The 18,637-nt window shown below is 35.2% G+C and carries 18 protein-coding genes; 14 read left to right on the forward strand and 4 right to left on the reverse strand.

The genetic code is table 11. The features are described from left to right. Positions 1 to 84 precede the first annotated feature (84 nt). The 3 genes from ACUXVC_RS06685 to phaQ form a co-directional block, all read right to left on the reverse strand. Positions 85 to 528, reverse strand: a complete 444-nt coding sequence (locus ACUXVC_RS06685) for a MaoC family dehydratase (protein ID WP_001067916.1) — start codon at positions 526 to 528, stop codon at positions 85 to 87. 101 nt (positions 529 to 629) lie between these two features. Further along, on the reverse strand, positions 630 to 1,154 hold the full coding sequence (gene phaP, locus ACUXVC_RS06690; RefSeq protein ID WP_087965320.1) for a polyhydroxyalkanoic acid inclusion protein PhaP: 525 nt from the start codon (positions 1,152 to 1,154) through the stop codon (positions 630 to 632). 42 nt (positions 1,155 to 1,196) lie between these two features. Then, positions 1,197 to 1,649 carry a poly-beta-hydroxybutyrate-responsive repressor gene (gene phaQ, locus ACUXVC_RS06695; RefSeq protein ID WP_000939954.1) on the reverse strand — a complete coding sequence of 151 codons (453 nt, stop codon included), beginning with the start codon at positions 1,647 to 1,649 and terminating at the stop codon, positions 1,197 to 1,199. A 198-nt stretch (positions 1,650 to 1,847) separates the two neighbouring features. Here phaQ and phaR point away from each other — a divergent pair, with 198 nt between their 5' ends. The 5 genes from phaR to ACUXVC_RS06720 all read left to right on the forward strand — a co-directional run bounded on the left by phaR (position 1,848) and on the right by ACUXVC_RS06720 (position 7,054). Next, the gene (gene phaR / locus ACUXVC_RS06700) at positions 1,848 to 2,330 is read left to right on the forward strand and encodes a polyhydroxyalkanoic acid synthase subunit PhaR (RefSeq protein ID WP_000566942.1); all 483 of its coding nucleotides are present in this window, start codon (positions 1,848 to 1,850) and stop codon (positions 2,328 to 2,330) included. Between the two features lie 150 nt (positions 2,331 to 2,480). Next, on the forward strand, positions 2,481 to 3,224 hold the full coding sequence (locus ACUXVC_RS06705; RefSeq protein WP_000250407.1) for an acetoacetyl-CoA reductase: 744 nt from the start codon (positions 2,481 to 2,483) through the stop codon (positions 3,222 to 3,224). 83 nt (positions 3,225 to 3,307) lie between these two features. After that, a complete protein-coding gene (gene phaC, locus ACUXVC_RS06710) occupies positions 3,308 to 4,393 on the forward strand; it encodes a class III poly(R)-hydroxyalkanoic acid synthase subunit PhaC (RefSeq protein WP_000206336.1) in 1,086 nt (361 codons plus the stop codon). Between the two features lie 94 nt (positions 4,394 to 4,487). Further along, a complete protein-coding gene (locus ACUXVC_RS06715) occupies positions 4,488 to 5,681 on the forward strand; it encodes an NAD(P)/FAD-dependent oxidoreductase (RefSeq protein ID WP_098126041.1) in 1,194 nt (397 codons plus the stop codon). A 23-nt stretch (positions 5,682 to 5,704) separates the two neighbouring features. Continuing rightward, positions 5,705 to 7,054 carry a TrkH family potassium uptake protein gene (locus tag ACUXVC_RS06720; protein ID WP_001204706.1) on the forward strand — a complete coding sequence of 450 codons (1,350 nt, stop codon included), beginning with the start codon at positions 5,705 to 5,707 and terminating at the stop codon, positions 7,052 to 7,054. A gap of 38 nt (positions 7,055 to 7,092) precedes the next feature. Here the strand turns inward: ACUXVC_RS06720 and ACUXVC_RS06725 are convergent, their stop codons facing one another. Beyond that, positions 7,093 to 7,428 (reverse strand): DUF3905 domain-containing protein, encoded by a 336-nt coding sequence (locus ACUXVC_RS06725; RefSeq protein ID WP_000726028.1) that lies wholly within the window; start codon positions 7,426 to 7,428, stop codon positions 7,093 to 7,095. Between the two features lie 163 nt (positions 7,429 to 7,591). On the opposite strand from ACUXVC_RS06725, the gene ACUXVC_RS06730 reads away from it, so the two are divergent. The 9 genes from ACUXVC_RS06730 to ACUXVC_RS06770 all read left to right on the forward strand — a co-directional run bounded on the left by ACUXVC_RS06730 (position 7,592) and on the right by ACUXVC_RS06770 (position 18,467). After that, complete coding sequence (locus tag ACUXVC_RS06730) at positions 7,592 to 7,729, forward strand: hypothetical protein (RefSeq protein WP_162200384.1); 138 nt, start codon at positions 7,592 to 7,594, stop codon at positions 7,727 to 7,729. A gap of 228 nt (positions 7,730 to 7,957) precedes the next feature. Beyond that, positions 7,958 to 9,034 (forward strand): putative 2-aminoethylphosphonate ABC transporter substrate-binding protein, encoded by a 1,077-nt coding sequence (locus ACUXVC_RS06735; RefSeq protein ID WP_000750893.1) that lies wholly within the window; start codon positions 7,958 to 7,960, stop codon positions 9,032 to 9,034. 19 nt (positions 9,035 to 9,053) lie between these two features. After that, complete coding sequence (locus tag ACUXVC_RS06740; protein WP_000006196.1) at positions 9,054 to 10,055, forward strand: putative 2-aminoethylphosphonate ABC transporter ATP-binding protein; 1,002 nt, start codon at positions 9,054 to 9,056, stop codon at positions 10,053 to 10,055. Then, positions 10,056 to 11,813, forward strand: a complete 1,758-nt coding sequence (locus tag ACUXVC_RS06745; protein ID WP_144465519.1) for a putative 2-aminoethylphosphonate ABC transporter permease subunit — start codon at positions 10,056 to 10,058, stop codon at positions 11,811 to 11,813. It begins immediately after the preceding gene. Between the two features lie 21 nt (positions 11,814 to 11,834). After that, positions 11,835 to 12,629: a phosphonoacetaldehyde hydrolase gene (gene phnX / locus ACUXVC_RS06750; RefSeq protein ID WP_095691189.1), complete on the forward strand. Its 795-nt coding sequence runs from the start codon at positions 11,835 to 11,837 to the stop codon at positions 12,627 to 12,629. A gap of 15 nt (positions 12,630 to 12,644) precedes the next feature. Continuing rightward, complete coding sequence (gene phnW, locus ACUXVC_RS06755) at positions 12,645 to 13,742, forward strand: 2-aminoethylphosphonate--pyruvate transaminase (RefSeq protein ID WP_095691188.1); 1,098 nt, start codon at positions 12,645 to 12,647, stop codon at positions 13,740 to 13,742. After that, the gene (locus tag ACUXVC_RS06760; RefSeq protein WP_144465518.1) at positions 13,739 to 14,923 is read left to right on the forward strand and encodes a saccharopine dehydrogenase family protein; all 1,185 of its coding nucleotides are present in this window, start codon (positions 13,739 to 13,741) and stop codon (positions 14,921 to 14,923) included. Before phnW ends, ACUXVC_RS06760 begins: the two co-directional genes overlap by 4 nt. 40 nt (positions 14,924 to 14,963) lie before the next feature. Beyond that, positions 14,964 to 15,746, forward strand: a complete 783-nt coding sequence (locus tag ACUXVC_RS06765) for a DeoR/GlpR family DNA-binding transcription regulator (protein ID WP_000117666.1) — start codon at positions 14,964 to 14,966, stop codon at positions 15,744 to 15,746. 420 nt (positions 15,747 to 16,166) lie between these two features. After that, the gene (locus ACUXVC_RS06770) at positions 16,167 to 18,467 is read left to right on the forward strand and encodes an NEAT domain-containing leucine-rich repeat protein (protein ID WP_144465517.1); all 2,301 of its coding nucleotides are present in this window, start codon (positions 16,167 to 16,169) and stop codon (positions 18,465 to 18,467) included. The last annotated feature ends 170 nt before the right edge of the window (positions 18,468 to 18,637 follow it).

Genomic DNA, 18,637 nt, shown 5'->3' on the forward strand with positions numbered 1-18,637 from the left:
TTTATGTGGAAATGACATACTCATACGCGGAAGTAATCGGTGCGATTAGAAGTTCTTGGATAGAAAAAAAGAGTAGCAAATTTGCTACTCTTTTTTCAGTATTGTCGCTGTACCTTCCACGACAATATCATCCGATTGATTATATATGTTTGTTTGCAACGTGATGATTTTTTTATCGTCACGCTTCTTAATAACCTCTGCCACAACGCGAAGTGTATCACCGATTTTGACAGGGGCACGGAATGAAACATTTTGGGATAAATAAATCGTATTTTTGCCTGGGAGTTTCGTTCCAAGGATGGTAGAAATAAAACTCGAAACGAGCATACCGTGAGCAATACGTTCTTTAAACATTGTCGTTTTTGCAAAAGAATCTAAAATGTGAATAGGATTCACATCTCCAGTCAATTTTGCAAAATTGATAACATCTTCATCTGTAATTGTTTTTGTAAGGGATGCTTGATCACCGACTTGAATCTCATCATAACGAAGCTCCGGAACAGTTTGTGCTTCTTGAAATGGATTCATTTTGTCCTCCTTCTTTTCCATATCGAAAAATGTTAGCCATCTTGATGTAGTAGGAGGAAGAAAGAGTTTTGTTTGTGCTGCAGTTAGCTCCCACATTTTTCTTATTTGATGGAAGTAAATAGATTTTTTGAGTTTTCCTCGAACTTTTTTGCGAGTTCCAACTGTTTTGACTTGAACTCTTCCAAAAAACCCTCTAACTGTTTTTGAGCCTCTTCACGTTGTAATTGTTGTTGCTCAATAAATTGTTTTGTTGTTTCTTCAAATTGACCGCTTGTTTGTGTAAGAATTGACAAAGATGTTTTTGTAGGAGAAACAGTAAGTTGCTGCATATGAGCAGAAAGTTCTTTCCACTTGTCTTGCCACTCGTTAATTTGATCATTTAAGGAGTTACCAGTTAATTGTTTCACGTAATCTGTATATTGGTTATTGAACTGAGCAGTGAATTGTTGTAGTTCTTTTTCTAGTTCATCTACTCCTGATGTTAATTTATGCAAAGCGTCTTGTTGTTGTTTTAATGTTTCTAAAGTAAGTTGCTCTAATTGTTTCCCAGCTGAAGAAAAAAGGGAAAGTGATTGAGACCAGTTTTTCCAAAATGCATCGACTAATTCGTATGGTTTAGTTTCCATTGTTTGACCCCCAAATGTTTTTTTGCATATTGTGAACGCAGATTACTCTGCTGTACCACCAGGTGAAGATGAAGAATCCTTTTCATCCTTTTCTGGAGAAGTAGAAAATGGAAAGAATGCATTGGTGTATAACGTGAAAAACGTCCGCAACATATTTTGATAATGTTCAAAAGAAGTCGCACATGTTGTTAAATATTGCTCTCCATATTCAGTTAAAGAATAAATTCTTTTTGCCGGCCCTCCATCGCTTGTATCCCAAGTAGAAGAAATAAGGTTTTCTTTTTCTAATTTGCGTAGTGTTCTATAAACATTACCTTGGTCAACAGAAGAAAAGCCGATATCCATTAGCATTTGAATAAGTTTGTAACCATGAAGACTCCAGTCTTTTAGACAGAGAAGTAAGAAGGGAACTAAGAAGTTTTTTGGCATGGAGTTTGGTTGTTTCGCTTGGTTGTTCTCCAAACTTTCGCGTTGTTCTGGTTCATTTTGTAGCATGATTGTGCATCACCTCATGAATCAGTTAGATGGAATTTTTTGCTTATAAGTGCAATTTACACCTATCTGTTTTTAAAGTCAACACATTTGTTAGAAAATAGAAAAAAATAAAATATAGACTTGAAGTTTTATTCAGAATATTAGAAAATAGTGAATAGGTTGAATTGTTTCAAAAACGAAAAAGGGAGTGTAGGTAAAGTGATTGATCAAAAATTCGATCCACTACAAGCATGGAAAAATGCTTATGAACAAACCGAAACATTTTGGGGAAAAGCGCTCAATGAAACAATTAAAACAGAAGAATATTCTGCTTGGATGGGCAGCGTTCTAGATTTGAATTTGTTTTATCAAAAAGCATTAAATGATACGACAAAAAACTATTTAGAACAAGTAAATGTGCCGACGAAAGAGGATATCGCAAGAGTAGCTACGCTTGTTATTAACTTAGAAAATAAAGTAGATAACATTGAGGAGTTTCTAGAGGAGAAAGTAGATTCTTTAGGACAAGCTCCTACATTAAAGCGTGATGTGACAAAAGTGAAACAAGATATTCGTACGCTTGAAACAAAAGTGGATCAAATTTTAGAATTGCTAGAAAAGCAAAATGCAGTACTAGCTAAACTACAAGTACCTGTAAAAGAAGAGGTAAAGCCTGCGAATAAGCCGGAAAATAAAAAATGATAAAAGCGCTTGTTTATAACAGGTAAAAGAGAGAGGGAGAATCTCTTTTCACGTGTAAACAGCGAAACATAATTATATAGGGACTCTACAGTATGAGTACCAAAATGATTCATAACAATCGTTCACAAATTCATTTAAGGGGGAAAAGAAATGGTTCAATTAAATGGAAAAGTAGCAATCGTAACAGGTGGAGCAAAAGGAATTGGAAAAGCAATTACAGTAGCATTAGCACAAGAGGGAGCGAAAGTAGTTATTAACTATAATAGCAGTAAAGAAGCAGCTGAAAACTTAGTAAATGAACTAGGAAAAGACGGACATGACGTTTATGCAGTGCAAGCGGATGTTTCTAAAGTAGAAGATGCAAACCGACTTGTAGAAGAAGCTGTGAATCATTTTGGTAAAGTTGATATTCTTGTTAATAATGCTGGTATTACAAGAGATCGTACATTCAAAAAGTTAAATCGTGAAGATTGGGAGCGCGTAATTGACGTGAATTTAAGTAGCGTATTTAATACGACAAGCGCGGTTCTTCCATACATAACGGAAGCGGAAGAAGGAAGAATTATTAGCATTTCTTCTATTATTGGTCAAGCAGGTGGATTTGGCCAAACAAACTACTCAGCAGCAAAAGCGGGTATGTTAGGATTTACAAAATCATTAGCGTTAGAACTTGCAAAAACAAATGTCACTGTAAATGCAATTTGCCCAGGATTTATTGATACTGAAATGGTAGCAGAAGTGCCAGAAGAAGTACGTCAAAAAATCGTTGCAAAAATCCCGAAAAAACGTTTTGGTCAAGCTGATGAAATTGCAAAAGGTGTAGTATACCTATGCCGTGACGGTGCGTATATCACAGGTCAGCAATTAAACATTAACGGCGGATTATATATGTAATGAAGTAAGAAAAAAGTGCATATCCATAGCAGGAATGCACTTCTTTTTTTAAGAAGGAAATCGACCAAAAAGGAGATAAAAAAATGACTACATTCGCAACAGAATGGGAAAAGCAATTAGAGCTATACCCAGAAGAGTACCGAAAAGCATACCGCCGAGTGAAAAGGGCGAGTGAAATTTTATTACGTGAACCAGAGCCACAAGTAGGATTAACGCCGAAAGAGGTTATTTGGACGAAGAATAAGACGAAGCTTTATCGCTACATTCCAAAACAAGAAAAAACACAAAGAGTTCCAATTCTGTTAATATATGCTCTTATTAATAAACCATATATTATGGATTTAACTCCTGGAAATAGTTTAGTGGAATATCTAGTGGATCGTGGTTTTGATGTGTATATGCTTGATTGGGGCACATTTGGTTTAGAAGATAGTCATTTGAAATTTGATGATTTCGTGTTTGATTATATTGCAAAAGCAGTAAAAAAAGTAATGCGAACTGCAAAATCGGACGAGATTTCTTTACTTGGTTATTGCATGGGTGGAACGCTAACTTCTATTTATGCAGCACTTCATCCGCACATGCCAATTCGTAATTTAATTTTCATGACAAGTCCTTTTGATTTCTCTGAAACAGGATTGTATGGTCCTTTGTTAGATGAGAAATACTTCAATTTAGATAAAGCGGTGGATACATTTGGAAATATTCCGCCAGAAATGATTGATTTCGGAAACAAAATGTTAAAACCAATTACAAACTTTGTCGGTCCATATGTTGCTTTAGTAGATCGTTCAGAGAATGAGCGCTTCGTCGAAAGCTGGAGATTGGTTCAAAAGTGGGTTGGTGATGGTATTCCGTTCCCAGGTGAATCATACAGACAGTGGATTCGTGATTTTTATCAAAATAATAAACTGGTTAAGGGTGAACTCGTTATTCGCGGACAAAAGGTAGACCTTGCAAATATTAAGGCGAATGTCTTAAATATTTCCGGGAAACGTGATCATATCGCTTTGCCATGTCAAGTAGAAGCATTACTAGATCATATTTCTAGTACAGATAAACAATATGTATGTTTACCGACAGGGCATATGTCTATCGTTTACGGTGGAACAGCTGTAAAACAAACATATCCGACGATTGGAAATTGGCTTGAAGAGCGTTCTAATTAAAAATAAAAAATCCAACTAGCCTATGTTAGTTGGATTTTTTTATGGGAAATAACAAAACATAGAAAGGAGAAACTTATATTTTAGGAGTATAATTATGAAACTTATGAACGGTAAGTTGTTTTGGAATACAGGAGTTTCTGTACCTTGTTATCCGCTGTTAGAAAATGATATGATATGTGATGTGCTCGTAGTCGGAAGCGGCGAAGCTGGTGCTCATATAGCGCATTCGTTAGCGAAAATTGGCATGAGTGTTACGCTTATTGAAAAAAGAGCAATTGGGTGTGGTAGCACAGCTGCTAATACAGGTTTACTACAATTCCTTCATGATAAATCGTTAACCTCCCTTATCCATACATTTGGTAAAGAAAAAGGGGTACGAGCATATAAGCTTTGTTATGAAGCGCTAAGAACAATGGAAGAGGTTATACCGACTCTTGATATTGATCCCCATTTTATTCCGCGAAATAGTTTATATTATGCAAGTAAAAGTGAGGATGTCTCATTTTTACAAGAGGAATATAATACGTTACAGAATTATGGATTTCCAGTTGAATATTTTACAGAAGCTGATATTAAGAAACGTTATTCTTTTGCAAAACAAGCAGCGTTATATACGCAAGGTGATGCTGAGGTGAATCCGTATTTATTAGCGCATAGTTTTTTGCATAAAGCAAACCAAATAGGAGCTAATATATATGAACATACAGAGGCAATACATATAAAAAAACGCCAAAATGATTTAATTTGTTACACGAAAACAGGAAATCAAATTGTAGCAAAGAATATTATTATGGCGACAGGTTATGAAGCGCTTTTTGGAAAGAAAGAAAAAAATACAACAGTAGAAACTTCTTATGCAATTGTAACAAATGAAATAGATCAGTTTGAAGGCTGGCATGAGCGATCGTTAATTTGGGAAACGGAACGGCCTTACTTATATTTTCGAACGTATCGAAACCGCATTATTGTAGGCGGATTAGATGAAGCGATGAAAATTCAAACAATCGGTGATACGAAATTATTGCATAAGCGTGATATCCTTATTAATATTGTAAAAGAGATGTTCCCGCAGTATAAAAATATACAGGCAGACTACTATTGGGCAGCAGCATTTGGTGGTACTCATGATGGTCTCCCCATTTTAAAAGAAGACGAAAAGATACATAATTTGTTTTACGCATTGCCGTATGGAGGTAATGGAACTGTATATGGAATGGTCTTTGCCAAATTATTTGAACAGTTATTTACAAATAAAGAAAGGGAAGATTTTTCTTTATTTAATCGATAGAAAAAAGGTAGCGAAGTGATGGAATGAGAGATATAAAAAAGTTTTTACAAAAATTACGTCCAGTACAACTCATTGTTTTATTTTATTTATTAGCAGTAGTTGTATCGGTAATCTTGCTTAGTTTACCGTTTGTTACGAAACCTGGTGTGAAATGGACATTTATAGATGCCCTTTTTACATCGGTTAGTGCGGTAAGTGTTACGGGGCTGTCTGTTATTACGATTTCAGATACGTTTACTACAGCAGGAATTATTGTTTTAGCCCTTATTTTACAATTAGGCGGCTTAGGAATTATGGCGCTTGGTACATTTGTTTGGATCATTACGGGGAAAAAGATTGGTTTGCAAAGAAGAAGATTAATTATGGCAGACCATAATCAAGGAAATTTATCGGGTCTTGTAGAATTGATGCGTTCTATTTTAATTGTAATTATTTCGATAGAACTTATTGGAGCAATCCTATTAGGTACAAGATTTTTACTTTACTTTCCGACTTGGCAAGAAGCTTATTTTCACGGTTTCTTTGCAGCAGTTAGTGCGACTACGAACGGTGGATTTGATTTAACAGGACAATCGTTAATTCCGTATAAAAAAGATTATATTGTTCAAATGATCCATATGTTACTAATTATTTTAGGAGCGATTGGTTTCCCTGTGCTAATGGAAGTGAAACAATTCCTTAGTAAAAGAGGACAACAATTATTTCGTTTTTCATTATTTACAAAATTGACGACAACAACATTTTTTGCACTCGTTGTTGTTGGTACAATTATGATTTTTTTACTGGAGAGAAATCACTTTTTAGTAGGAAAGTCATGGCATGAAACGGTATTTTATACATTATTCCAATCTGTGACGACGCGAAGTGGTGGACTTGCTACGATGGATATACGTGAATTGTCACAACCGACGCTTTTATTTATGAGTATATTAATGTTTATAGGGGCATCTCCCAGTTCGGTTGGGGGCGGAATACGTACAACTACATTTGCTGTTAGTATATTGTCACTATACACCTTTGCAAGGGGCGGTAGAACAGTTAGAGTCTTCAAACGTCAGCTACATGAAGAGGATGTACTAAAAGCATCTGTCGTTATGACGATGGGGATTTTGTTATGTGCTACTGCGCTATTCATTTTATCTATTACGGAAAATGTACCGCTTATGAGCTTAATTGTTGAAGTTTGTTCTGCTTTCGGAACGACGGGACTATCAACAGGTGTTACGCCTGATTTAACAACTGTTGGGAAACTTGTACTCATTGTGCTTATGTTTATCGGACGCGTTGGTATTTTAACATTTATTTTAGCTAGTGGTGGAAGGGAACAACCACCTCGCTATAAATACCCGAAAGAGCGGATTATTATTGGATAGTATGAAACCATTCTACCTACGTTAGGTAGAATGGTTTTTTAGTCGTTAATGCCAAATTGTGGATGCATAAAAGCTTCATTTTTATTATCCACTTCGTTTTTTAGTAACTCTTGATTTTCTTCTGAAATCCACCCAATATCATTTGTCGGATGGATCCACTCATCGCCAGCCATAATGGCAGGATCTACTTCATCACTCCAATTGTTAAGCGGACTGTTCTCGGAATTATATTTACTGTCTCCAATTACAACATTATATTGATTCACAAAAGGTTGTTGCATCGTTTTTCCTGTTCCTTTAAAAGATGGAAAATTCATTTGATGCGGGAGCGTTTCGTCTAAAATTGGTGATTGAATCTTTTCTTTTTTCTTCAAAATTATCGCTCCTTTTTATAATGATTTCTTCATATGTAGTATTTCCATCTAACGCCCCTTATGTACTTGTTAACACTTGCCAGTAATAATTATTTTAAGTTGTTTCAAACTAGAGTAGAAAGTGATTTCTTGAGAGCAGGTGAATGTATTGGTAAAAAGAAAAGTGAAACAAAATGCGGCAATCAATAATAATAAAACTCCGAAAGAAAGCTTACCAGATGCAGAATTTGCATTAGAGTATGAAGGAGAAAATAGCGCAAAGTATGCTAATCGTAATTCAAAAAAAGGGAAACAAAAATGAGGCGTTTTTTACAAACGCCTCATTTTTTTGTGGGATTATAAAGGTTTTTTTAATTATTTGTAAATTTAGTGTTTTCTATTAGCAGAAAAATGCGAAAAAACATAGAAGTAGCAACGTATTACACAAAAACAAACAACAAACAAAAGATTAATGTTGGTTTAATACTGCTTTTACACTAGTTGTTTATATTTGAGTTGTACATAAGATTTGTAAAAGGAGAGAGAAACAGTGAAAAAAACAATCTTTAAAGCTGTAGCGACTGGAATGGTATTTTCGTTATTAATGGGGTGTGGTGCAAAGAAGGAAGAAAGTGCTGGAGCGAAAGTGAAAGATGACAAATTATCTGGATCATTAACTGTTTACACAGCAATTGAAGAAGAGCTTGTACCAATTTATCTTGATTCCTTTAAAAAGAAATATCCTGATGTGAAATTGAACATTGTACGTGATTCAACAGGAGTTATTACTGCGAAATTGCTAGCTGAAGGGAAAAATACACAAGCAGATGTTGTATGGGGAACTGCGGCATCAAGTCTATTAGCTTTAGATAAAAAAGATATGTTAAAAGGATACTCTCCAAAAGGAGCAGATCGTGTTCTTCCACAATTTAAAGATGACAAGCAACCTGAAAAATGGGTAGGAAATACTGCATTTATGACGGGGATTGCTGTAAATAAAGAAGAGTTAAAGAAGAAAAATTTACCGATGCCAGAATCATATGAAGATTTAACGAAACCAGAGTATAAAGGAACACTTGTTATGCCACATCCAGCATCATCTGGAACAGGATTTTTAACAGTTTCTGCATGGCTACAAATCATGGGTGAAGATAAAGGCTGGGATTACATGAAGAAACTTCATGATAATATGGCAAGTTATACGCATTCAGGATCAAAACCAGCGAAATTAGCAGGAGCAGGTGAATATCCAGTCGGTGTATCAATGGTTTATAGTGCTTTAAAAGAGAAACAAAAAGGTGCACCAGTTGAAGTTGTACTGCCGAAAGAAGGATTAGGGTGGGAAGTAGAAGCGAACGCACTTATTAAGAAAGATAATGCGAAAAATGATAAATTAGCACAAGCATTTTTAGATTGGGCAATTACTGATGATGTAATGAAGTTATACTTTGAGAAAAATGGATTTGCGACAATTAAAAATGATTATAAACTTCCAGAGGGATTCCCGAAAGATGTTACTGAAAAATTATATAAAAAGAATGACTTTAAATGGGCAGCAGAAAATCGTGACAAAATTTTAGAAAAATGGGAAAAAGAGTTTGGCCAAAAAGCAGAACCGAAAAAGTAAGTGAGTGGGAGAGAGAAAAATGAGCGAATATTTATCAATTCAACACATTCAAAAACAGTTTGATGCATTTACAGCGTTAAAAGATATTTCTTTTACTGTGAACAAAAATGAGTTTGTTTGTTTATTAGGCCCGAGTGGCTGTGGGAAAACGACGTTGCTTCGCATTTTAGCGGGACTAGAGGAACCAACGACTGGCAGTATAGCTGTGAATGGAAAAGATATTACAGCATTGCCTCCTGGGAAGAGAAACTTCGGAATGGTTTTCCAATCGTATGCTTTATTTCCGAATTTAACAGCACTTGAAAATATTGAATACGGCTTAAAGACAAAAAAATATGGGAAAGCAGAAGTGAAAGAGAAAGCGCTAGATGCGTTAAAACTTGTAGATTTGCTGAATGTAAAAGATAAATATCCTGCTCAAATGTCTGGTGGACAACAGCAGCGAGTAGCACTTGCACGTGCGCTCGCTCTGTCTCCAGATATTTTGTTACTCGATGAGCCGTTATCAGCTTTAGATGCAAAAGTGCGTGAAAAATTACGTAGGGAAATGCGTGATTTGCAAGAGAAAATAGGAATAACGACGATTATGGTAACGCATGATCAAGAAGAGGCATTAACGATGGCTGATAAAATTGTTGTAATGAATCATGCGGAAATTATGCAGATTGGAACACCAGAGGAGATTTATCAAAGACCAGCCAATCCGTTTGTGGCAGATTTTATTGGTTCTATTAATTTCTTTTCGAAAAATAACGAAGAACATGCAATTCGTCCTGAACATGTAACAATTGTACAAAAGGACGGTATTAAAACAGTTGTGGAAAGTATGGAATTTCGCGGATCTGTATATCGGACGGAAGTGCGAGTCGTAGAAGAAAACACACACCTTTATAATGAGAAAATTGTAGTGGATATATTAGCATCAGAAGTAGAAGCAACGGCTATTAGAAAAGGAAAGCCGATTCAAATCTCTTTCTCAGAAAATCATATGTTGTCATATGGAAAGAAGGTCATTGTATAGATGGAGATGTTAGAAAACTATAAGGTAGAAAGTACGAAAAAAAAGATTAAGAGAAGTATAGGGAAAGAGGAATGGATCCAAAGGCTCGTAATTATCGGTATGATTCTTTCCTTCCTTATCATACTTGTATTACCGCTATTACAACTATTTACACAAGCTTTTTATAATAAAGATGGAGTTTTCATTGGTTTAGCGAATTTCAGTAAATATTTCACAACACCAACTTTAGTGCAGTCTTTACAAAATACAGTATGGATTTCGGGCGCAACAACAATTATTTCAGTTGCAATCGCATTCGTTTACGCATATGCAATTGCCCGTACGAATGTTTTTGGAAAGCGCGTATTTCAGTATGTAGCGTTATTACCATTGTTTGCACCAACGATGATGCACGGTATAGCACTTACATATTTATTTGGTAATCAAGGGCTAGTAACGAAAGGAATGTTTGGTTTATTTGAAGGTATACAAATCCCTTTATATGGACCAGTAGGAATTGTAATAGCTGAAGTTATGTATACATTTCCGCAAGCCTTTCTCATATTGCTAATTGCCTTTCAAGGATCTGATTATCGTTTATATGAAGCTTCTAATATGTTAGGAGCCAGTAAAACAAAGCAATTTTTCACGGTTACTTTACCTAGTGTAAAGTACGGATTAATTAGTGCAATGTTTGTTGTGTTTACACTTAGTTTTACTGATTTTGGGGCACCAAAAATTGTTGGTGGGCAATATAATGTGCTTGCTACTGACGTATACAAACAAGTAATTGGACAGCAAAATATGCCGATGGGTGCAACTGTCGGAATGATTTTATTAATCCCAGCTATATTCGCATTTGTAGTTGATCGTATTACGCAAAGAAAGCAGGCGAATTTCTTATCTTCAAAAGCAGTACCATACAGAATAATAGCTAATAAGAAAAGAGATGTAATCTCAATCATATATTGTAGTGTGATTACCCTTATGATCATTCTATTGTTTGTTGCAGTTGGTATTGCTGCAAGTGTGAAAGTATGGCCATATAATATGAGTTTTACATTTGAGCATTTTAATTTTTCAAGTTTAACAGGAGATGGACTTGAAGCATTTAAAAATAGCGTAATTGTTTCAGCAGTTACAGCAGTTATTGGGGCGATTTTAACATTTGTATTCGCATATGCAATTGAGAAAATAGACCAGCTACAATTTTTCAGAAAAACAGGTTACTTTTTCTCTATAGTGCCGTTAGCGATACCAGGTTTAGTACTCGGATTAGGATATGTCTTTTTCTTTAGTCAACCAACGATTCAAATTCTTGGACTATCAGTAACGAATCCGTTTCATTCTTTATACGGAACAATTGCTGTATTAGTACTAGTAAATATCATTCATTTTTATTCTGTAACATTTGTTACGGCAACGACTGCCTTAAAGAAATTAGACCGAGAGTTTGAGCTTGTTTCACAGTCGATGGGTATTCCGTTTTATAAAACATTCTTCCGAGTAACAGTACCAATGTGTTTACCAGCAATTTTAGAAATGGTAATGTACTACTTCGTAAATTCAATGGTAACTGTATCGGCAGTTGTGTTCCTATATGCAGCTGATTTTAAACTAGCTGCCGTATCAATCGTAAATATGGATGATGCAGGAAATGTAGCGCCAGCAGCTGCAATGAGTGTACTTATTGTTGTTACAAATATTGTAGTGAGAGTTGTATATGAATGGGGAACGAAAGCACTTCGTAACCGAACTTCACAATGGCAAAAAAGATAAGTAAGAAGGGTGATGGACAGAATGAAAATTGAAGCAGTTATTTTTGATTGGGCAGGTACGACGGTTGATTACGGATGCTTTGCACCACTAGAAGTATTCATGAAGATTTTTCATAAACGCGGCGTTGAAATTACAGCAGAAGAAGCACGTAAGCCAATGGGATTATTAAAAATAGATCATGTAAGGGCACTAACAGAAATGCCTCGTATTGCGGATGAGTGGAAGCATGTCTTTGGTCACTTACCAACAGAAGCAGACATTCATGAGATGTATGAAGAGTTTGAAGAAATTCTCTTTTCTATTTTGCCAAGTTATGCTACGCCGATTGATGGAATAAAAGAAGTAATCGCTTCTTTACGTGAGAGAGGCATTAAAATCGGTTCAACAACTGGTTATACGAGAGAAATGATGGATATTGTAGCAAAGGAAGCAGCTTTACAAGGATATAAACCTGATTTTCTTGTTACGCCAGATGATGTTCCAGCAGGCCGCCCATACCCATGGATGTGCTATAAAAATGCAATGGAACTTGGTGTGTATCCGATGAACCATATGATAAAAGTAGGGGACACAGTATCAGATATGAAAGAAGGTAGAAATGCTGGAATGTGGACAGTTGGTGTAATTCTTGGAAGTAGTGAGCTCGGTTTAACGGAAGAGGAAGTGGAGAGTATGGATTCGGTAGAGCTTCGTGAAAAAATAGAAATAGTTCGTAATCGGTTTGTTGAAAATGGGGCTCATTTTACGATTGAAACGATGCAGGAGCTCGAAAACGTAATGGAACATATCGAGAAACAAGAACTTATTATTTCATAAAAGGGGTACGGGATCATGAATGAAAATCACTACTTATTATTAACACCAGGACCATTAACGACAACAAAATCAGTAAAAGAAGTTATGCTATACGATTGGTGTACGTGGGATGTTGAATATAATACGATGGTGCAAGAAGTAAGAGCTAAACTTGTATCGTTAGCGACGAAGGAAGAAGAGAAATATACAACAGTGTTAATGCAAGGAAGCGGTACGTTTTCAGTTGAAGCAGTAATTGGCTCTGTTATTCCGGGAAATGGGAAGCTTCTCGTTTGTACAAATGGTGCGTACGGTAAGCGCATTGTACAAATGGCAGAGATGTTACAGATTGATGTAGTGGTCAGCCAAACAGAAGAGTGGGAACCTACTAATATTGTAGAAGTAGAAAAGTTATTGGAAGAAGATAAAGAGATTACGCATATTGCAGTTGTTCATTGTGAAACAACGACAGGCATTATAAATCCAATTGTAGATGTATGTAGATTAGGAAAGCAGTATGGAAAGGTTACAATTGTTGATGCGATGAGTAGTTTCGGCGGGATTGAAATAGAAATTGCTGATTTACAAATTGATTTTTTAATTAGTAGTGCGAATAAGTGTATTCAAGGGGTTCCTGGATTTGGATTTGTAATCGCAAAACGTGATGAATTATTGAAGTGTAAAGGGCAAGGACGCTCTTTATCTCTTGATTTATATGATCAATGGGAAACGATGGAAAAACAAAATGGGAAATGGCGTTTTACTTCACCTACACATGTTGTACATGCTTTTTATCAAGCACTACTTGAACTAGAAAAAGAGGGTGGAGTAAGAGCGCGTTACAATCGATATTACAACAATCAAAAACTACTAGTGAATAGAATGGGAGAAATCGGATTTAAGCCACTAGTAGATGAGAAATATCAATCTCCTATTATTACATCTTTCATTTATCCAAAAGGGGAGTTCGAGTTTCAACAGTTATATAACGAATTAAAATGCTATGGATTTGTTATTTACCCTGGGAAAATTTCGAAAGTAGATACGTTCCGGATTGGAAATATAGGTGATGTACATGAAGAAGATATTAATCGCTTAGTTGATAGTATTGCTAAAGGAGCTGTTATTGGGTGAAAGTATTTTGTTTAGGTGGAGCAGGTAAAATTTGTCGTGAAGCTATTTTGGATTTAGTTCAATTTTCATCTTTTGAGACGATTACTGTAGCCGATTTTAACGAGGAAGAGGGCTGTAAAGTAGTAGAATGGCTCAACGATCCTCGTGTTGATTTTGTAAAAGTAGATGTAACGAATCACGAGGATACGGTTGCAAAAATGAAAGGTTATGACATTGTATTGGACGGTACGACGATAAAGCTAAACGGATTGTCGACTCGCTGTATTGCAGAAGCAGGCTGCCACGGTGTGAACCTAAATGGATTTGGTGAAGAAAATGAATCGCATGCTATATTTGTTCAAAATGAAAAAACATGTTTGCCTGGGTTTGGCATGACGCCAGGTGTAACGCAAATGATGGCAATGCATGCAGCAAATCAACTGGATACTGTAGAGTCTGTCCGCGTAAGTCACGGTTCGTATCGTCCGATTGCTTTTTCTGCTTCAATTACAGAGACAACGACATATGAATATGATCCACATTTACCATCGCGTACAGTGTATGAAGATGGTGAATTTAAACAAGTACTTCCGTTTGCGCGTCCGAGAGAAATAGAATTGCCAGCGCCTTATGGTAAGGAAACGCAGTATATCATTCCGCATTCTGAAACGATTACGTTAGCAAAGGCACTAGAAAATAAAGGTGTCAAACTGATAGAGACGAGAGGAACTTGGCCGAAGCAAAATATGCAACTTGTACGTGCTTTATATGATTACGGCATATTGCGTAATGATCAGATTGAAATAAACGGGAAAGAAATAGGCATTATGGATTGTATTTCGCAGTATTTATTGCAATCGAAAGAAGGACAAGAAACAGAGCTTTATGGTTATGCACTTCATGTAGAAGTAATAGGTATGAAAAATAATGAGAAGCAAAGACATGTGTTATATCATACACATCCGTTATCTGATGGTTCTGTTGTAGGATGGGAAAAATTAAGGGCGTATACGAGAAACGTCGGTATTCCATTTGGGATTGCTGCAGAGTTAATTGCAACTGGAAATGTAAGTAGGGTGGGTGTTGTTACGCCTGAAGAAGCTTTTGAAAATCCACAATTAATTTTTGATGAACTAGCAAAGCGCGGTATTCATATTCATGAAGAAGTTTCTACTTACAAAGAAAATTATAACTTTGTATAAGCAAGGAAGCTTATGAGGGAGATATAAATGAGGTGAATCTATGTCTGTAGTAGGAGAAGAAAGAAAGCGAACCATTCTTGAAAAGGTAGAATTTAAAGGAAAAGTAAAGGTTTCAGAATTAGCGAGAGAATTTGCTGTATCAACAGAAACGATTCGTCGATATTTAGAAGAATTAGATCGTGAAAAGAAGCTGAAAAAAGTGTATGGTGGAGCTGTTCAACTTCCAGGCGCTGGGGTAGAGGCGCCAATGTTAGAAAGAGAAATGCTACATATAGAAGAGAAGAAAAGAATTGGTTATAAAGCAGCGACATTTGTAGAAGATGGTGATGTCATTGCAATTGATGATGGAAGTACACCGCTTCAAATGGTTCCATACCTTGTTCATCGTAAAAACTTAACGATTGTAACAAGTTCATTTCCAGTCGCAACACAATTAATTTCTTCTATTAATAAAAAGATGTTTCACGGTGAAGTTTTATTTATAGGTGGAAAAGTATCTCCAAAGCATTCGCGTGTATCAGGGTCTATTTCTCAGCAAGTAATACAGCAATTCCATTTTCATAAAGCGTTCGTTTCGATTGATGGGTTATTACCTAGTTTTGGAGTTTCCAGCTTTGAATTAGAGAAAGCGAAATTGTCAGAGGCGATGATGAAATTAGCTGAGAAGACATATATTTTATGTGATCATACGAAGGTAGGCGTGAAAGGGAATTATCGTATAGCAGCATTTTCACGTATTCAACATGTAATTTGTGATAAAAAAATGCCATATAGTTTTGAAGAAGAACTTATGAAGCATAATATTCAGTGGACAGTTTGTTAAATAAAGTGAAAGTACCTAAACTCCCGCCTAATTTTTAGGAGGGAGTTTTATTGTCTGCAAATCGTAAAATAAAAGATTTGCATTTATGCAAAAAGTGGACACATTTTCTCATCTCTTTCATATAATTTACCAATACAAAAAAAGTTGGCCGAAGGAAAGAAGGGAGAACATGTCAGAACGAATATATAATAAACTTGTATTGTACGCGAATATTTTGCAAAAAATTGGTGTCATCAATGAGAAGGAAAAAAGTGAAATTCTTCATACGATAGGTAAAAAAGCCCTTTGAATAAAGGGCTTTTTATTTTTTATCTTTAAAAATATAAATTTAATGTAATATTCTCATTGACAATGATAATGATATTCATTATCATTTATTTGTGGGTAATTGATAAGGGTTATCAATTATAAAAATTATATATGATAGGGGATATTATTTTGAAAAAAAATTATATGAAGGCGCTAGTAGTAGCGACAACATTAGCAATTCCATTTGCTACGTATTCTACTCCAGCATTAGCGGCATTAAAAGTTGAAGCAAATCAATCGGTAGCAGCAGCGAGTGATCGCACGTATGATACTGAAATTAAAATATATAAGGACCAAAAAGACGAGCCATCTATGGTTTCTCAATATATAAAAGATCCTAAAGTAACGATTGCAGCTGGTAAAAAAATTGTCACTGTAACAATGCAAGATAGCGATTATTTTCAATATCTTAGAATAGAAGATAGAAACCAGCCTGGTGTATTTCATGATGTGAAGGTTTTGTCAGAAGATAAGAGGAAGAACGGAACGAAAGTAGTCCAATTTGAAATTGGCGAGTTTGAGAAGAAGCACAATATGCAAATGCATATACTTATTCCAGCTATTGGATATGATCACAAATATCAAGTTCAATTTGAAATTAAAGATCCAACTGTAGGTAACAAAGAAACAGAGAAACTAGATGATAACTCTAATTCAGGCAATACGGAAACGGATAATCCAGTTGATAATCAAAATATGATAACAGATAACAAATTAAGAGAACTTGTGAATAAAAAAGTATTTAATAGAAAAGATTTAAATACACCAATTACGAAAGAAGAGTTATTACAAGTAAAGGATTTATTTTTAAATACAAATGAGATACTTGATTATAGTGCATTAAAATATATGCCAAATTTAAAATCTTTAACAGTTGCGAATGCGAAGATAAAAGACCCGTCGTTCTTTGCGAACTTAAAGCAATTAAATCATTTAGCTTTGCGTGGTAATGAATTTGCAGATGTAACGCCACTTGTTAAGATGGATAATTTAGAATCTCTTGATTTAAGTAATAATAAAATTACAAACGTTGCACCACTAACTGAAATGAAAAATGTAAAAAGTTTATATCTATCAGGCAACCAAATAGAAGATGTAACAGCATTAGCGAAAATGGAACAACTAGATTACTTGAATTTAGCAAATAATAAAATTACGAACGTTGCTCCATTAAGCGCTTTGAAAAATGTAACATACTTAACTTTAGCAGGTAATCAAATTGAAGATATTAAAGCGTTATATTCATTACCTTTAACAGATTTAGTATTAACACGTAATAAAGTTAAAGATTTATCCGGCATTGAGCAAATGAAGCAATTAGAAGAATTGTGGATCGGGAAAAATGAAATAAAAGATGTTACTCCTCTAAGTAAGATGACACAGTTAAAACAATTACACTTACCTAACAATGAGTTAAAGGATATTACGCCATTATCAAGTCTAGTAAACTTACAAAAGCTTGATTTAGAAGCGAATTATATTTCAGACTTATCACCAGTGAGCAATTTGAAAAAATTAGTATTTCTAAGTTTTGTTGCAAATGAAATCCGTGATGTCCGACCAGTTATAGAACTAAGTAAGACGGCTTATATTAATGTCCAAAATCAAAAAGTATTTTTAGAGGAAACAGAAGTAAATAAAGAAGTAAAAGTACCTATATATGAAAAAGATGGTGAGGTTTCTACGAAAATCCGTCTGAAGAGCGATAACGGTACGTATAGTAATGGTGTAGTGAAATGGAGTACACCAGGTGAGAAAGTATATGAATTTGGTGTGAAAGATCCATTCGCGGATACAGGAATCTTCTTTACAGGATCTGTTATTCAAAATGTAGTAGAAAGTAAAGACGGTAATACATCTAAAGAAGATGAGAAAACAGAAGTGGTAGAGTTTAAAGATGTGCTAAAAGGACATTGGTCAGAAGAAGCAATTAATTACTTAGCGAAAGAAAAGTTATTTATAGGCTATGGAAATGGTGAATTTGGATTTGGGGATAACATTACTCGTGGACAAGTAGCACTTCTAATACAAAGGTACTTAAAATTAGAAAATAATCTAAAACCAAAAACGACCTTTACAGATACGAAAGGAAATATGTATGAAACGGCTATTGATGCAGTAGTTCAAGCTGGGATTATGACAGGGTATGGAAATGATACATTCCGTCCAGATGGAGTATTAACTCGATATGAAATGTCAGTAGTACTACAAAGAGTATTTCAGTTAAAAGAAAATGAAAATAGTGCAGAGAATTTTAAAGATATACCAAATGGCCATTGGGCGAAAGGATATGTGAAAGCTTTAGTAGATAATAAAATATCAAAAGGTGACGGGGAAGGGAACTTTTTAGGAGATAATTTCGTAACACGTGAACAATACGCACAGTTTTTATATAATGCAATAAAGAAATAAAGTGAAACTTTAATCAGTGGGGGTCTTACTGCCCGGTAAATAGCGGGATAAAAAATGAGGAAAATACGCTATTCTTTAATTAAAGAATAGCGTATTTTTTTATGTGCAAAATGAAATAGGAAATAGATAGGAGTATAGACATATGAATAGCCTATTTTAAAGAAGAACCA

The organism is Bacillus sp. N6 (genome assembly GCF_052805735.1).

What these genes read in the sequence shown, in the direction of transcription:
- ACUXVC_RS06685 (WP_001067916.1), bottom strand. Translation starts at nt 528, where the DNA reads ATGAATCCATTTCAAGAAGCACAAACTGTTCCGGAGCTTCGTTATGAT.
- phaP (WP_087965320.1), bottom strand. Translation starts at nt 1,154, where the DNA reads ATGGAAACTAAACCATACGAATTAGTCGATGCATTTTGGAAAAACTGG.
- phaQ (WP_000939954.1), bottom strand. Translation starts at nt 1,649, where the DNA reads ATGCTACAAAATGAACCAGAACAACGCGAAAGTTTGGAGAACAACCAA.
- ACUXVC_RS06705 (WP_000250407.1), top strand. Translation starts at nt 2,481, where the DNA reads ATGGTTCAATTAAATGGAAAAGTAGCAATCGTAACAGGTGGAGCAAAA.
- phaC (WP_000206336.1), top strand. Translation starts at nt 3,308, where the DNA reads ATGACTACATTCGCAACAGAATGGGAAAAGCAATTAGAGCTATACCCA.
- ACUXVC_RS06715 (WP_098126041.1), top strand. Translation starts at nt 4,488, where the DNA reads ATGAAACTTATGAACGGTAAGTTGTTTTGGAATACAGGAGTTTCTGTA.
- ACUXVC_RS06720 (WP_001204706.1), top strand. Translation starts at nt 5,705, where the DNA reads ATGAGAGATATAAAAAAGTTTTTACAAAAATTACGTCCAGTACAACTC.
- ACUXVC_RS06740 (WP_000006196.1), top strand. Translation starts at nt 9,054, where the DNA reads ATGAGCGAATATTTATCAATTCAACACATTCAAAAACAGTTTGATGCA.
- ACUXVC_RS06745 (WP_144465519.1), top strand. Translation starts at nt 10,056, where the DNA reads ATGGAGATGTTAGAAAACTATAAGGTAGAAAGTACGAAAAAAAAGATT.
- phnX (WP_095691189.1), top strand. Translation starts at nt 11,835, where the DNA reads ATGAAAATTGAAGCAGTTATTTTTGATTGGGCAGGTACGACGGTTGAT.
- phnW (WP_095691188.1), top strand. Translation starts at nt 12,645, where the DNA reads ATGAATGAAAATCACTACTTATTATTAACACCAGGACCATTAACGACA.
- ACUXVC_RS06765 (WP_000117666.1), top strand. Translation starts at nt 14,964, where the DNA reads ATGTCTGTAGTAGGAGAAGAAAGAAAGCGAACCATTCTTGAAAAGGTA.
- ACUXVC_RS06770 (WP_144465517.1), top strand. Translation starts at nt 16,167, where the DNA reads ATGATAGGGGATATTATTTTGAAAAAAAATTATATGAAGGCGCTAGTA.